Origin of the sequence: Vibrio anguillarum, assembly GCF_001989995.2 — a bacterium.
Lineage (GTDB): Bacteria > Pseudomonadota > Gammaproteobacteria > Enterobacterales > Vibrionaceae > Vibrio > Vibrio anguillarum.
In genome coordinates this window covers 1-16,218 of sequence record NZ_JAHGUP010000028.1, presented here as the reverse complement: position 1 = coordinate 16,218, position 16,218 = coordinate 1, and the positions used below count along the sequence as shown (strand labels likewise).

Annotated in this window: 12 protein-coding genes and 1 other annotated feature; of the genes, 5 read left to right on the top strand and 7 right to left on the bottom strand. The window is 42.5% G+C overall.

Annotated features, from left to right (window positions below; all coding sequences use genetic code 11):
• Positions 1 to 83: 83 nt before the first annotated feature.
• Entirely contained in the window at positions 84 to 1,751 is a 1,668-nt protein-coding gene (gene ettA / locus PL85_RS08410; RefSeq protein WP_115339559.1) for an energy-dependent translational throttle protein EttA, read from the bottom strand.
• 259 nt (positions 1,752 to 2,010) lie between these two features.
• On the opposite strand from ettA, the gene PL85_RS08405 reads away from it, so the two are divergent.
• Entirely contained in the window at positions 2,011 to 3,960 is a 1,950-nt protein-coding gene (locus PL85_RS08405; protein ID WP_147288187.1) for a transglycosylase SLT domain-containing protein, read from the top strand.
• 58 nt (positions 3,961 to 4,018) lie between these two features.
• Positions 4,019 to 4,318 (top strand): trp operon repressor, encoded by a 300-nt coding sequence (gene trpR / locus PL85_RS08400; protein WP_013857539.1) that lies wholly within the window; start codon positions 4,019 to 4,021, stop codon positions 4,316 to 4,318.
• 24 nt (positions 4,319 to 4,342) lie between these two features.
• Here trpR and yjjX read toward each other — a convergent pair whose 3' ends face one another.
• The 6 genes from yjjX to bamD form a co-directional block, all read right to left on the bottom strand.
• Entirely contained in the window at positions 4,343 to 4,870 is a 528-nt protein-coding gene (gene yjjX, locus PL85_RS08395) for an inosine/xanthosine triphosphatase (protein ID WP_017043286.1), read from the bottom strand.
• Positions 4,842 to 7,196, bottom strand: coding sequence for a putative bifunctional diguanylate cyclase/phosphodiesterase (locus PL85_RS08390; protein ID WP_115339561.1), 2,355 nt, complete (start codon positions 7,194 to 7,196; stop codon positions 4,842 to 4,844). The genes yjjX and PL85_RS08390 overlap by 29 nt, the downstream gene beginning before the upstream one ends.
• Positions 7,180 to 8,226, bottom strand: coding sequence for a polyamine ABC transporter substrate-binding protein (locus tag PL85_RS08385; RefSeq protein ID WP_047690217.1), 1,047 nt, complete (start codon positions 8,224 to 8,226; stop codon positions 7,180 to 7,182). The genes PL85_RS08390 and PL85_RS08385 overlap by 17 nt, the downstream gene beginning before the upstream one ends.
• A gap of 215 nt (positions 8,227 to 8,441) precedes the next feature.
• The gene (pheA, locus tag PL85_RS08380) at positions 8,442 to 9,620 is read right to left on the bottom strand and encodes a prephenate dehydratase (protein WP_026028348.1); all 1,179 of its coding nucleotides are present in this window, start codon (positions 9,618 to 9,620) and stop codon (positions 8,442 to 8,444) included.
• Between the two features lie 12 nt (positions 9,621 to 9,632).
• Positions 9,633 to 9,751, bottom strand: a sequence feature (Phe leader region).
• A 109-nt stretch (positions 9,752 to 9,860) separates the two neighbouring features.
• Complete coding sequence (gene hpf / locus PL85_RS08375) at positions 9,861 to 10,187, bottom strand: ribosome hibernation-promoting factor, HPF/YfiA family (RefSeq protein ID WP_026027341.1); 327 nt, start codon at positions 10,185 to 10,187, stop codon at positions 9,861 to 9,863.
• Between the two features lie 447 nt (positions 10,188 to 10,634).
• Complete coding sequence (gene bamD, locus PL85_RS08370; RefSeq protein ID WP_064624522.1) at positions 10,635 to 11,360, bottom strand: outer membrane protein assembly factor BamD; 726 nt, start codon at positions 11,358 to 11,360, stop codon at positions 10,635 to 10,637.
• Positions 11,361 to 11,515: 155 nt separating this feature from the next.
• On the opposite strand from bamD, the gene rluD reads away from it, so the two are divergent.
• The 3 genes from rluD to clpB all read left to right on the top strand — a co-directional run bounded on the left by rluD (position 11,516) and on the right by clpB (position 15,899).
• Positions 11,516 to 12,490, top strand: a complete 975-nt coding sequence (gene rluD / locus PL85_RS08365; protein ID WP_013857530.1) for a 23S rRNA pseudouridine(1911/1915/1917) synthase RluD — start codon at positions 11,516 to 11,518, stop codon at positions 12,488 to 12,490.
• Entirely contained in the window at positions 12,490 to 13,215 is a 726-nt protein-coding gene (gene pgeF, locus PL85_RS08360) for a peptidoglycan editing factor PgeF (protein WP_115339562.1), read from the top strand. Before rluD ends, pgeF begins: the two co-directional genes overlap by 1 nt.
• 107 nt (positions 13,216 to 13,322) lie before the next feature.
• On the top strand, positions 13,323 to 15,899 hold the full coding sequence (gene clpB / locus PL85_RS08355) for an ATP-dependent chaperone ClpB (protein WP_088720938.1): 2,577 nt from the start codon (positions 13,323 to 13,325) through the stop codon (positions 15,897 to 15,899).
• The last annotated feature ends 319 nt before the right edge of the window (positions 15,900 to 16,218 follow it).

Below are 16,218 nucleotides of genomic sequence, written 5' to 3'. Positions count from 1 at the left end.
TCCTGCATCTTGTTGTGTGATGCGTGATGTACAAGTAACAAAAAGGCCGCAATAGATTGCGGCCAGAGACTTCAAATACAGAGTTATTTGGTCATACGCTTGTATTTAATGCGGTGTGGTTCTGCCGCTTGAGCGCCCAACGTCTGTTTTAACCACTCAGTGTATTCGCTGTAGTTGCCTTCATAGAACTTCACTTCACCTTCATCACGGTAGTCCAGAATGTGGGTCGCAATACGGTCTAGGAACCAGCGGTCGTGCGAGATAACCATGGCGCAACCAGGGAATTCCAGCAGCGCCTCTTCCAATGCGCGTAGCGTTTCAACATCCAGATCGTTGGTTGGTTCGTCGAGTAATAGGACGTTACCGCCAGCTTTAAGCAATTTGGCTAAGTGAACACGGTTGCGCTCACCGCCCGATAGTTGACCAAGCACTTTTTGTTGATCGACGCCTTTGAAGTTAAAGCGAGAGCAGTAAGCACGCGCAGGAATTTCAAAATTGTTGATCTTGATAATATCCGCCCCTTCAGAGATCTCTTGGAAGACGGTATTTTTGTCGTTCATGCTGTCACGGAACTGATCAACCGAGGCTAATTTCACGGTTGCACCCAATTCAATTTCACCAGAATCTGGTTGCTCTACGCCACTTAGCATTTTAAACAGTGTTGATTTACCCGCACCGTTAGCACCGATGATGCCGACAATCGCTCCTTTCGGCATGCTAAATGATAAATTATCAATCAGTACGCGATCACCAAACGATTTGGTTAAGTTACGAACTTCCAATACTTTGTCACCTAAACGTTCGCCCGGCGGTATGAAGAGTTCGTTGGTTTCATTACGTTTTTGATGTTCAGTATTATTAAGTTCTTCAAAGCGTGCCATACGTGCTTTGGATTTTGCTTGGCGGCCTTTCGGGTTTTTACGAACCCATTCCAGCTCTTTTTCAATCGTTTTTTGACGAGCACTTTCTTGAGATGATTCTTGTTTTAAGCGTTCATCTTTCTGTTCGAGCCACGAGGTATAGTTACCTTGCCAAGGAATGCCTTCACCGCGGTCAAGTTCTAAAATCCAACCAGCAGCATTATCAAGGAAGTAACGGTCGTGGGTGATGGCGACGACTGTGCCTGAATAGTCGACAAGGAAGTGCTCTAGCCAAGCAACAGATTCCGCGTCTAAGTGGTTGGTTGGTTCGTCAAGCAGCAGCATGTCTGGTTTTTCAAGTAGCAAACGGCAGATCGCCACACGGCGGCGCTCACCACCAGACAAAACGGCGATTTTAGCATCCCATTCTGGTAGACGAAGTGCATTGGCCGCACGCTCTAAAGCGTTCTCTAAATTATGGCCATCTTTAGCTTGAATCAGAGCCTCGAGCTCACCTTGCTCTTTGGCTAACGCATCAAAATCGGCGTCGGGTTCTGCATATGCCGCATAAACAGCATCGAGGCGAGTTAGTGCGCCAGCCACATCAGAAACGGCCTCTTCCACCACTTCATGCACGGTTTTTGATTCATCCAGTACTGGTTCTTGAGGCAAGTAGCCGACTTTCAATCCTGCTTGCGGGCGTGCTTCCCCATCAATATCAGTATCGATGCCAGCCATGATACGTAACAGGGTGGATTTACCTGAACCATTGAGACCTAAAACACCGATTTTAGCTCCAGGGAAAAAGCTCAGAGAGATGTCTTTGAGAATTTGACGCTTAGGCGGGACAATTTTACTCACCCGCGACATGGTATATACGTATTCAGCCATTGCCGATTGTTCCTAATCTTAGTAACAGAAGAAAGTGGTCATTTTATACCAAAGCGATCGCATTTGTTACTAGGTACCTAATTTTTAGAGCTTAGATGGTGTTTTTCATCGATAAAAAAGTAACGAAACATTAAGTTACTAAGTTCATATGTCGCACTTTTATGAATTTAATATTATTTACATCTATGGCCTTTACTTTTTTATCTAGAATCAGCGTAATGAAACGGAAATTCCCTTGCTTTGGATAGGACGAGAGCACATGGCGCTCATGCATTTTATAAGACCGCAGCGATTGTTATCATCAATATTAGCGTTGAGCTCCTTGGTGTGCGGCACCGCGTTTTCAGGCGCAATAGAGGATTTGGATAGTCAACGAGAGCTGTACGATCAAGCTCAGAGGTGGCTTGATGAAGATGAAGTTGATGAAGCTAAAAAAATTAGAAATAAGATCAAAAACTATCCATTGACGCCTTATCTGGATTATCGAACTCTGCTGGTCGATATTGGTAATAAACCGCCATTAGCGGTTCAGGTTTTTATCGATACACATCAAGATTTCCCGTTTTCAAACCGCATTCGAGCACCGTATTTAGATGCGTTGGCGGCGAAAGGGAAATGGGCCACCTTGCTTGATTTTCAAAAAGCGGAGCCGAATGATGAGCCTTATCGCTGTCATTACTACAATGCGCATTACCAAACAGGCCAGCGAGATATTGCGTTCAAAGGCGCACAAAAATTATGGCTCAGTGGCAGTAGCATTTCTGACGCCTGTGATCCACTCTTCACCGCATGGAGTGAGCAAGGCGGGTTAACCGATGATTGGTTGCTTAAACGAATGTTATTGGCGTTTGATGGGCGTAATTTAACGCTAATGAAATACTTACAGAAAAAATTAGTTAAGCCAAAATCACAGGCGACAGCGCAAGCGATGATGGATCTCTACCGCTCGCCAGAAAATGTGCTGACTTTTGCCCAGCAACACTCCAATGGTGATTTTAATCAGCAGTCGATTCAATTTACGTTAGAAAAGCTAGCACGCCAAGATGCAAAGCTTGCGCAAAGTGTGTATCAAACTCTTCTCGATCAGAAAATACTGGCGGATGCTTATCAACGTCCTATTGCAGAATATATAGCCAGAATATTGCTTGATACCGAGGAGCAAGCACTCGCAAACTGGCGAGATAGTGTGATAGCGCAAAGCTCAAACAGTCTTTTGCTCGAGCAAAGGATCCGCAAGGCACTGACCGTTGGTCGTTGGGATGAAGTTAAATTCTGGACAGAGCAGCTCCCCGCTGATGAAAAAGCCAGCTTACGTTGGCAATATTGGCTTGGGCGCGCTGATATTGCGTTGGGTGATGAAGCCAAAGGATTACAACGTTTAAATGCGATGATTGGGCAACGTAATTTCTACAGTGTCGCGGCCGCTAATATGGTGAAACAGTCAGTAAATTATCCCAGTACATCGATTAAGCTTAATCCTAATTTATTGACGCCGTATAAAAAAGCCTTAGTACGGATCCAAGAGCTGATTGAACGAGATAAAATCGCTGCTGCAAAAAGTGAATGGAAATGGTTACTCGATCGTGCAGATACAAAAGAAAAAGAGATGCTAGCGGCCTACGCCGACTCCCAACGTTGGTATAGTTTAACTGTGACAGCCTCTATTTCGGCGCGGATGTGGGACAACATGCAATTGCGTTTTCCATTAGCCCATCAATGGTGGTTTAACTTCTATGGCCAGAAACACGACATCGACCCAATTATGCTGATGTCACTTGCTCGTCAAGAAAGTGGAATGGATGTTGAGGCTCAATCGCCCGTTGGCGCTCGTGGTATCATGCAGATTATGCCGAGCACGGCTAAGTATACGGCTAAAAAATATCAGCTGACCTATAACGATGAGCAAGAGCTATATGAGGTGGGCAAAAATATCGAAATAGGCAGCCATTACTTAAATGGATTATTAGAGCAATACGGCGACAATCGAATTTTTGCATTTGCTGCCTATAACGCTGGGCCAAATCGCGTCAATCAATGGCGAGAGAAAACACAAGGCAAGTTAGATGCTTACGCTTTTATTGAAGCGATCCCTTTTCGGGAAACCCGCGGGTATGTGCAAAATATTTTGATGTTTGAGACTTACTATCGAGATTTGATGGGCATTGAAGGTGAATTTCTCAACCAAGATGAGCTCAATACAAAATATTAATTCCAATACGAAGTGAAAGTTCTACAATAGCGGAACGTATCACTTTGCGAGTACATTCATGCCACACCAACCTGAGTACACTGATTGGCAGCAGCTAATGGAATTGGTTAAATCAGCCACAGAGCAAGAGCAGCACGCAATGCTACTCACCATGATGATGACCCCAGATGAGCGAGATGCGCTCGTGGCGCGTGCGAACATCTTATGTGAGCTACTTAAAGGGGAGTTATCACAGCGGCAGATTAGCCAATTGCTCGGAGTAGGAATTGCGACCATTACGCGTGGCTCAAATGAGCTCAAAAGTAAATCAGAACAAGAAAAGTCGCAATTAGCCGCTCTGCTACTCAAGGTGTCTTAGTGACCCCTTGAGTTCGCTAACTTTTTATAAATTAGCAGGGAAATGCTCTGTGTTGATAAAAGGGATCAGAGCAAGGATCAGTGCTTGATGATAGACCGAGCTGCGAGTGAGCTGGTTATGAGTGAGTAGGCTGATCGCACCGCCTTTCTGTTTGATATTTTGGCAGTCAAACAGTTTATCCATCACATCGCCTAGCTCATTTTCGTGACTTAATAGCTCTAATACTTGAGGTGGTAGCATTAAGCTGGCTGAACGCGATTCTCCTCTATGAGTGGCGGATTCAATCACCATCCACGCAAAAGTCACGGTATTCTCAATGCCCGCTTCTAACCCGACGTAATAATCTGCCGTGGGATCTTGTTCTTTCGCATTTCGTACTCGGTTAAGTGCGCCTTGGTGGGTTTCTTCATCTGTCATCGGTTGATCCGCGACACCACTGGGCACACTTGCCCCTTTAAATGAGAAAGTATCCTGTGGAAAGGTACTTTCAAATGCACTTTTGACTGCATTGATTTTTGCTGGGTTAAGAGAGGCAATGATCACATTTTTCATAAACAGCGTTTAACTCTTTTTGTTGTTGATACCATGAAACCAACGCATTTAATGGCATTGGTTTGGCAAAATAATAGCCTTGCATGAAATCACATTGGTAATCAGCAAGCCAATTATGCATCTCTTTACTTTCAATACCTTCAGCTGTGACTTGCATTGATTGAGAGTGGCAAAGTTCGATCAAAGGCTTAATGATCTTGTGATTGTCAGTGGTGATGAGTGTATCTAAAAAAAGCCGATCGAACTTGATTTTTTGTACTGGATATTGCACCAATTGAGTAATGGAGGTGTAACCAGAACCGAAATCATCAATCGCCAATCCGTAGCCTAAATGCGATAGTTCGTGAAGCAGTGGAAAACCTTTTGAATTGGCAGAAAAAGTTTCTGTAATTTCAAAATCAATCAAATGGGGAGGAACTGCATTCTCCTGCGCATGTTTATGAATGTAATGAGCTAACTGTAAAGAGTTTAATTCTGCTGATGAAAGGTTAATCGATAACTGAACAGGGTGTTCAAACATTGCTTGCAGTGCATGGAACTCCTCGAAAGCTGAACGGACGACCCAGCGATCAATGTTGCCAAATAACCCAGTTTGTTCAGCTATCGGAATAAATTCTTTTGGTGAAATCGTACCGAGCAGCTTGGATTCCCAACGAAGTAAAACTTCAAATCCTGAGACTGTATTGCCAGCACGATTTAAATAAGGTTGGTAGACCAAGCTAAATTCCTGATCAAAATCACCTCGGCGTAATGCTTGCTCAATATTGGCTCTGCGCAGAACACCCTTATTGAGCTCTGGCGAGTAGTAAGCTATTTGGTTCTTCCCAGCATTTTTTGCTTGATACATGGCCGTATCAGCATTAGATAATAATTTTTCTAAGGTATAGCCATCGGTTGGGTAGGTAGCGATACCAATACTTGCTGTGATAGGGAAATTTCCGAGTGGTGAGTTATGCTGGTTTTGTAATGGGATCAGTAGCTGAGTGGCAAATTCGCTTGCCGCTTGTATAAAACTACTATCAGGTGTAGAAATAAAAATTGAAAACTCATCCCCTGATAGTCGCGCTGCTAGGCTTTTTACTTGATACTTTTCAAAGAAAAAGTTGCGCAATGAGCCAATATGCTGTGCAAAGTTGACTAATAATGCATCACCGACCTGATGTCCATATTTATCATTGACGTATTTGAAATTATCTAAATCAATATACAAAACCCAGATGTTATCTGTGTGTCTTGCGTTTGCTAGCACTCTTTCTACTGATTGTTGAAAGTGGTGGCGATTGGCAAGTTTTGTTAAGTGGTCGTATTCTGCAAGTGCTTTTGTTTTCTTATATGTGGTATCAAGCTCCTGATACATATCGTAAAAACGAGAGGATAGCCGGCCAATTTCATCGTTACTCTTGAGAGTTTCGATATTGTCACGCTGCTTATTCTCTACTTCTTTCAATTGTTGATCTAATTGGGATATGGGCTTGATTACATATCGGTATAATAAATACAAAAGCAGCAACACAGTCACTAGAGTCGATATTCCAAACGACAACGCTAACCGTTTTTTAATGGCATAAAGTTTGTCGTTAATTAGATACTGTGCAGGATCAAGCGTGGCATAAAGATCTGATTTTAATTCAACAGTTTGTGTTAATCCTACCTTTTTAATATCCGCTGCGTCAGTGAAAAAAATGGTACTTCGGTTATCAAATTCTATTTTCTTCATCAGTCGATTAAAGGGTTCGAGTACGACGAAAACAACAACAAAGAAAATTTTATCGCGGTTATAGCTAAGCGGTGTCGTAAGTGTTTGAGTATCTAAAACATCATACCGAACTAGAATACCTTCACCGCTGGAATTTGTCGTATAGTCAACATAAGAGGTTTTCTGTGTGCTATCGAAAGTGTCTTGTATGTGGTTGAGAATTTTTGTATCGATTTTGGCGAAGGGATCACCACTATTTTCGGCATAATAAAGAACATTTTTGCTGCCATCCAAAATCGATAACGCAATGAAATTATTCTCTTGTGATTGGAGAATGTCCAATGTTTGCTGAAAGTTATCAACCAGTTCTAACTCTCGATAAGGGTTGCGCTCATGTGCAACGTAATGACGAATGATATCGCTTTTCGTTAGGGTGTAAGCGTAGCTATTCACCAGGTATTGGGTTTGACGAAAGTGACCCGCGAGTTTTTCCATACTCAGTTGAAGATAGCTTTCTTCTCTTTTCAGCAAAGCATCTTTTTGATTGGAGTAGATAATGTAACTAGATGCCACTGCACTGAGAAGAATAACCGGTGTTATCAGCAACAGAATTCTATTGTTGAGCTTCATGTTGTTCCAAAATACTGTTAATGATTTTTGCTCTCAAACTAATATCGGCAGGGAGCAATTCGCTATCAATAATGCCTTGTTCTAACAAAGCTGGGTTTGGAAATAATGATGCATCATTTCGGTAATTATCTGTCATTAAATTTAGGGCACTTAAGTTTGGTGTCGCAGCTTTAATATCTTTTGCATTTATTGCGGCAACTTCTGGGCTCAATAAGTGGTTTATAAACTCTTTTGCATGCTCTTTATTTTTTGAATTGCTGTTGATGGCTAAACAATCCACCCAAATATAGGGTCGGCCTTGCGGGGTGACAAAATCCCAATCATTGCTGCCAAAATACTTATTCAATGAAAATTGGTCACCGCTGTATGCGAGTGCCATATCTAAGCTATCACTGTCAGGATGGCTTCGGACGTAACTCAATATATATTCATAGGTTAAGATGTTGTGATTCACGGATAGCATCTTTTGATAAGCCTGTTTCAGTGCATTATCGTTATTTGTAATTGGCGATTGTTGTTGGGCATACAATGCTGGCAACAGGGTTTCAACGGTATCGTGAAGCATCCCCACATGGCCTTGGAGTGCTGGTGGCATGTCGATGAGATCAGCCCAGTTTTTGGGTTTGGCTGGAAATTTACTTTTTTTGTAGACGATGCCTACGGTTCCCCAAAAGTAGGGAACGGCGTGGCTACCGCAAGCTTGATTCCATTTCGTATCATTATGCTTTCTATTGGGCAGAGTACTCAGATCTTCAAAGGTGTTGAGCTGAGAGTAGATAAGAGCGGATACGTTATCTAACACTACAATATCAAAAGGCAGCTGGACACTTTTGACCATCAATAGACTGCGTTCATCGTCATTATCAAAATGATATAGATTAATATCGATGCCGCTGCTTTGCCGCCATTGATCAACGATTTGCGGTGACATAGTGTCTTCCCACAAATAAATATTGAGCTCTGAGCTTCGAATGTGCGCTGAAATGCCTAGCAGAAATAGCATTAAAGCCAAAGGATGGATTTTCATCATGATATAAGTAGATGAACCTTATTTATTGGAAAAGGGCATCGTTCACAATGAAACTGTCACAGATATCTTATGACGTGCGGAATATATTCCGTAAATTCAAAGTAAGCTGACAGCCCAAAACATAGTGATTAATTATGTGTGAAATGATTGGGCATTATATGAACTATGTTGATGGCTGTCAGCTGACTTCTGTCAAATATTTGACTTAAATGTGATTATTGAAGTTTTACTTGGGTCGGTTTAACATTTTCGCTTGGGTAGCAACCTAATACTTTTAAATGCTTAGTGATTTTTGTTAGCTCATTCAATGCTTGCTGCATTTCAATGGAATCAAGATGAGATTCAAGATCAACATAGAACATTTCTTCCCAAGGATTACCCATAATAGGTCTCGATTCCAATTTGGTCATATTGATGCCGTAGCGTTGCAGCACTAACAAGCTTTCAACAAGTGAACCAGCTTGTTGCGATGTCGACATGATTAATGTCGTCTTCGCTGGAATTTGAGTAGAGACTTCCACGGGTTTTCGCGCAACAACAATAAAGCGAGTCTGGTTTTCTGTTTGATTGGCGATATTAGATTTGATCGATTGTAAGCCGTACAGTTTACCGCTGGAGGCATTGCCAATTGCGGCAACATCGTTGCGATTAAGCTGCTGTACTTTTTGCATCGCATCAGCGGTGCTCGCACAGGTTTCAAGTGTAACGCCTTTTAGGCGGCTTAAAAATTCGCTGCACTGCTGGTGGGGCTGTGGGTGTGAATAAAGGATTTTAAGCTCTTCCAAACGTAATTCAGAGGTGGCGACCAAGCAGTGCTCAATCGGTAAAGTGAGCTCACCGACAATGTACAAGGTAGTATGTTGCAGCAAATCATACACTTCGTTAATTGAACCTGAACTGGTATTTTCAATCGGCAATACCCCATAGTCGGCATGACCCGATTCAACTGTTTTAGTGACTTCTTTAAACTGATCGCAATTAAGTTCGATCAGTTCTGTATTTTTACGACTGAAGTACTCACGTGTTGCGAGATGGGAGTAAGATCCTTTGGCTCCTAAAAAAGCAACCCTTGCCAGCGGTTTACGGCTCAGTTGCGGATTGGCTAGATTCTGCAAGTATGCTTGCTGTAGCAAGACGGAGTCTTCAATGATGGTATGAAATAGTTTAGTAATGTACTGAGCATCTAAATTGTATTTTTCTTTACCAGTATTAATCAATTTGACTAAAAGTTGCTGTTCACGTATTGCATCTCTCACTGGTTTTGCGGTTTCCACTTTGCTTTTAGCGACTTCAATGCTGAACTTTCGACGTTCTGCCAGTAGGTTTAGCAGTTGATCATCAAGCTCGTTCAGTCGCAAGCGGATCTCTTCAAGTGAATAGTGCTTTTCAGTCATAAAAATGTCCTTGTAAAAAAGCCTCCCAGTGGGAGGCTTCCTGTTCGTTTTTGACTTATCTTCTGTCAACGACCATGCCTCCAAGGTTATTGGAGAAAAAAGAAGTCAAAAAAGAACAGTGAGGTTAAGTGCATAAGAAGGTGATTTCTCTTTGAATGTAAAGACACAATAAGCAAGCAACCGTAGAGCGTCAAGCAAAAAAATAGCGCTTGAAAGCGCTATTTTTCATCATATTAAACTTTATTCAACTTCTTCTTCTACTTCCGGTTTGTCGGTACGACGAGCTTCCGGTTTATGGCGCAGTTTGTTGAGTTGGCGTTCTAATTTTTGTTCTACCTCATTGATAGCTGCGTAAAGATCTTCATGGGTTGCAGAAGCGACTAATTGTCCTTTGGGTACCGTGATAATAGCTTCGAATCTTTTTTGTTTATTGGGCTCTTCACTAAAGCTAGCTTGGCATCCTATGATATCCACTTGCCATTTTTCTAGTTTTTTAAATTTGCTCTCAATGTGAGTGCGGATTGCAGAGGTGATGTCGATATTTTTACCAGTGATAGTTACTTTCATAGATGTTTTCCTCTGTTGCATCCCTCATGGGTTAACTTCAGATTACTGATTTAACACCAAAGTAATGTGATATAGATCACCTTATTGAATGTGATTTCAAAGGGCGAGTTTAAACGTGATCTCACGCAAAGAGTGCTGACAAAGAGTAAAGAAAAAGCTTGTGATTCCTATCAATCTGGATAGATTAGTTAAAAGGTTAAGCTAAGAATTTCCCATTTTTAGGGTATTTTTGCGGCCTTAAAAGAGCACTGTTCATTTCTTATTCAAGTGTTTTTTGTGATCTTTATTCTAACGATGTTTTGAACACCTCCCTTTTATTTCAGTTTTCCCTGCACCACTCATTTTCCAGCCGTCTTTTGCTGGCGTGTTATTATTCCCATCGACTCCAAATAAAAAAACCACTCAAAGCGTGAGTGGTTTTCATGGCGTACTTAAGCTTATTGCAAACTATTGTGGATTGAGTGCAATTAACTTTTGAGTTCTGGCAATGGCATCGTTCAGTTTGAGCTGTTTATACGCTTCCAACTGAATGTGTAATGATTTGCGAGCCGCTTCAGTGTCTGGATACGTTTTTTGTAGCTCCTGAGCACGGTTGATGGCTGCAATCCAAGCTTCACGACGTAAGTAAAAATCAGCGGTGGCGAGGTCGTATTCAGCCAGTCTATTTTTTAACGCAAATAAACGTTTATGAGCATCTTCTGCATAAGGGCTTGTTGGGTAGCGTTGCAGCAGTTTCTTAAAATCAGCAAATGCAGCTTTTACCGGTTCAGGGTCACGATCAGCGCGATCGACATTAAATAGGTCATGCATGAAGTTGCGATCTTGCGCCATATGCGTCAAACCACGCATGTAGAGTACCCAATCCATTTTTTCATGGGTTGGATTCAAACGGGTAAAGCGTTCAATGGTCGCTAAACCTAACGCAAGATCATCGTTTTTATAGTAAGCGTAAATAAGGTCAAGTTGAACTTGTTCTGAATACGCGCCGAAGGGATAACGTGAATCTAACGCCTCAAGTTTTTGAATGGCCGTTAACCAGTTACCACTTTGCAGTGAGGTTTGTGCTTCTGAGTATAATTCAGAAGGCGGCACATCAGGGACAATCTCTTCGCTGCTTGAACAGCCAAATAACAGTGATAATGCGAGTAAGCCTGATAAAGTGTGGTGTTTCATGACAGGAGTCGTTTCCTTGAATTAATGCTTCTTAATTGAGTGCGTAATCGCTTTACAAATCGTTTCGTTACTTTCTTAGCAGTAACAGATACAATGACGCCATATTTTATCCATACTAGACGCTATTAGTCTCACGGTTTTTAAAAAAGTTCGATATGGCTCAGCAGATTGAATTAACAAATACAGTAAAAGATAGCCAGTTAGGTCAACGTTTAGACCAAGCTGTCGCTGAATTATTCGCAGATTTCTCTCGTTCACGTCTAAAAGAGTGGCTTTTAGAAGGCAAAGTTCAGGTCAATGGTGAGGTGATCACTAAACCAAGAACGAAAGTCATGGGGGGAGAAATCATTACGGTCCAAGCCGAGCTTGAAGATGAAGAGCGTTGGGAAGCGCAAGATATACCTTTAAATATCGTGTATGAAGATGACGATATTATGGTCATCAATAAACCACGAGATTTTGTCGTTCATCCAGGCGCGGGTACTCCAGATGGCACAGTCTTAAATGCACTGTTGTTCCACTATCCAGCTATTGCAGAAGTACCTCGTGCGGGGATTGTGCATCGTTTGGATAAAGATACGACTGGTTTAATGGTGGTTGCTAAAACGGTTCCTGCACAAACACACTTAGTTCGAGCGTTGCAAAAGCGTAAGATTACGCGTGAATATGAAGCGATTGTGATCGGTACTATGACTGCTGGTGGGATGATCGATAAGCCGATTGGCCGCCACTCAACAAAACGTACATTGATGGCGGTAAGCCCGATGGGTAAACCAGCGGTAACTCACTATCGTGTGGCCGAGCATTTTCGTGAACATACGCGACTTCGTTTGCGTTTAGAAACGGGCCGTACTCACCAAATTCGTGTGCATATGTCATATTTACAGCATCCTTTGCTTGGGGATACCGCCTATGGTGGCCGCGCTCGCATTCCGAAAGGGGCAACGCAAGAGCTGACCGATATGATCCGTGGTTTTGATCGTCAGGCTTTGCATGCCGTTATGCTTCGACTTGAGCATCCTGTGACTGGTGAAATGCTAGAATTTCATGCGCCAGTACCTGACGATATGATCATTATGGCGGAAGCTTTACGCGTAGATACTAAGTTGAATAAAAAAGACGAGTTCTAATGCAGAAGATCATCCCTAACTGGAATGCACCTAAACATGTAAAAGCTTTCTCCTCGACTAGAGTCGGTGGCTTTTCGTTAGCTCCTTATCAAGGGCTGAATTTAGGCATGCATGTTGGGGATGATCCTTTATCCGTTGAAAAAAATCGCCAATGGCTAACGCAGCAAGCGGCGATGCCCTCTGAAGCAATTTGGCTTGAACAAACGCATTCAACACAAGTGCTAGAGGTTACTCAACCTACTCAGCAGATTCTGAGTGCCGATGGCGTTTTTACCCATCAGCATAATGTGGTTTGTTCTGTAATGACCGCTGATTGCTTACCTGTTCTACTCACTAATCACCAAGGCAGCGAAGTGGCTGCAGTTCATGCTGGTTGGCGCGGTTTAGCTAATGGGATACTCGAAAATGCGCTCGCCAAATTTTCTAGTGATATCCTAGCTTGGCTCGGTCCTGCTATCGGTCCTACGGCATTTGAAGTCGGTGATGATGTATACCATGCCTTTGTTGATCAAAATATCAAAGCAAAGGCCGCATTTTCTCTTCAAGAGAATGGAAAATGGCTAGCAAATATTGCACAGTTAGCCACGTTAAGGTTGCATCAATGCGGTGTTTCAGAAATATCAGATAGCGGCCTTTGTACCTTCCATAATCCTCATCAGTTTTATTCCTATCGACGCGACGGAATCACAGGTCGCCAAGCTTCATTTATTTGGATCGAAGAGTAACTTACGCAAGATCAATCTTCCCTAACTTGCCCCTTGAAAAAGCACTAGTACGTAGCCATCTTTAGCTACGTAAGATTAGTTTCTCAATTAAGGTGAGGAAAGTTGGTATGCGTCTTGATCGATTTACAAGCAAATTTCAAATTGCCATTTCTGATGCTCAATCATTGGCATTAGGCCGTGATCATCAATATATCGAGCCTGTTCATTTGATGGTGGCATTGCTCGATCAAAATGGCAGTCCAATTCGTCCACTTCTTACTATGTTAAGTGTGGACGTTATGCAATTGCGCTCGAAGCTCAGTGAGATATTAGACCGTTTGCCAAAAGTTAGCGGTATCGGTGGTGATGTTCAGCTTTCTAGCGCAATGGGTACTATGTTCAATTTGTGCGATAAACTCGCGCAAAAACGGCAAGATTCCTACATTTCTTCGGAAGTGTTTTTGCTAGCCGCACTAGAAGATAAGGGCGCGCTTGGTCAATTACTCAAAGAAATAGGGCTCACCGAGAAAAAAGTTTCTGAAGCAATAGAAAAAGTGCGTGGAGGTCAGAAAGTGAATGATCCAAATGCAGAAGAGCTAAGACAAGCGCTTGAGAAATTCACAATAGATCTAACTGAACGAGCGGAACAAGGCAAACTTGATCCTGTCATCGGCCGTGATGACGAAATTCGTCGTACCATTCAAGTATTGCAACGCCGGACCAAAAACAACCCAGTAATCATAGGTGAGCCTGGTGTTGGTAAAACAGCGATTGTGGAAGGGTTAGCACAGCGCATCATTAATAATGAGGTACCTGAAGGTCTACGTGGTCGTCGAGTATTGTCATTAGACATGGGGTCTTTGGTCGCAGGGGCTAAGTATCGTGGTGAATTTGAAGAACGCTTAAAATCTGTGCTTAATGAGCTAGCGAAAGAAGAGGGTAATGTCATCCTCTTTATTGATGAGTTGCACACTATGGTCGGTGCAGGTCGAGGCGAAGGCGCAATGGATGCGGGGAATATGCTTAAGCCCGCTCTGGCTCGAGGAGATCTACACTGCGTCGGTGCGACCACTTTAGACGAGTATCGTCAATATATAGAGAAAGATCCGGCACTTGAGCGACGTTTCCAAAAGGTACTGGTTGATGAACCTAGCGTAGAAGACACAGTAGCTATTTTGCGTGGTTTGAAAGAGCGCTATGAGCTCCATCACCATGTGGAGATCACCGATCCCGCTATTGTTGCTGCTGCGAGCTTATCGCACCGTTATATTTCTGATCGCCAGTTGCCCGATAAAGCGATTGACTTGATCGATGAAGCCGCTTCAAGTATTCGAATGCAAATAGATTCAAAGCCAGAATCTTTAGATAAGCTTGAGCGCAAAATTATTCAGCTAAAAATTGAGCAACAAGCGCTAACGAATGAACACGATGAAGCGAGTGAAAAACGCTTACAGGTGTTAAACGAAGAGTTACAAGTGAAAGAGCGTGAGTTTGCCGAGCTGGAAGAAGTTTGGAATGCGGAAAAAGCAGCTCTTTCGGGTACTCAGCATATTAAGTCCGAATTAGAGCAAGCGCGTATGGATATGGATTTCGCACGTAGAGCGGGTGACTTGAACCGTATGTCAGAACTTCAATATGGTCGAATTCCTGAACTTGAAAAGCAGCTCGACCTTGCAACTCAAGCTGAAATGCAAGAGATGACTTTGCTGCGCAACAAAGTAACTGATGTAGAAATTGCGGAAGTGCTTTCAAAGCAAACTGGTATTCCAGTTTCTAAAATGCTGGAAGCTGAGAAAGAAAAACTGCTGCAAATGGAGGATGCGCTGCATCAACGAGTTATCGGACAAGTTGAAGCCGTCGAAGTGGTATCAAATGCGATTCGCCGTAGCCGGGCTGGGTTATCTGATCCAAATAGACCGATTGGTTCCTTCTTATTCTTAGGGCCAACTGGTGTGGGTAAAACTGAATTGTGTAAAACACTCGCAAACTTTATGTTTGATAGTGAAGATGCCATGGTGCGAATCGACATGTCTGAGTTTATGGAAAAACACTCAGTAGCGCGATTAGTCGGCGCGCCTCCAGGTTATGTGGGCTACGAAGAGGGTGGCTACTTGACCGAGGCTATTCGTCGTAAACCGTACTCGGTTATCTTGTTGGATGAAGTTGAGAAAGCACACCCTGATGTCTTTAATATCCTGCTACAGGTATTAGATGATGGGCGCTTAACTGATGGACAAGGACGCACAGTTGATTTTCGTAATACAGTGGTAATTATGACCTCAAACTTAGGGTCTTCGCAAATTCAAGAAAAATTCGCAAGCTTGGATTATGAAGGCATTAAAAAAGAGGTAATGGAGATTGTAGGTAAACATTTTAGACCAGAGTTCTTAAACCGAGTGGATGAAAGTGTAGTATTCCATCCGTTGGCGCAAGAACAAATTAAATCGATCGCTTCTATTCAATTAGCCCGTCTTGGTAAACGAATGGAAGAGAAAGGTTATCAGCTTGAGGTATCTGAAAAAGCGTTAGAGCTGATTTCTCAAGTTGGGTTTGATCCTGTTTACGGAGCAAGACCATTGAAACGCGCTATTCAACAAAGCGTTGAAAATCCATTAGCGAAAGAAATCTTGGCAGGAAGAATCCTACCGGATAAAAAAGTTAAGCTAGTTGTTAGCAATGACCAAATTATTGCTCATCAAGACTAAACATTTACATTCAAAAGGGCCAGAAATGGCCCTTTTTGTTTGAAAATTACTCTCATTGGTTCTTTTGTGAGCTGTCGGTTCGTTTTTATGAGAAAGTTTCATTTTAAGACTTGTGTCCTTCTCTAAACTACCTATAATGCGCCTCGTTGTCAGGGCAGTGCTAGTTACTTCTGCTGATGATAGATGGACACTTGTTTAAAAGAAATAATCGATAAAGTGTTTGACACTTAAGGTTATATCGCTAGAATGTTCGTCCGCTTTGAATGCTTTTAGATAAGCATCCAAGCAAGCTCTTTAAAAATATAAACCTATCAATCTG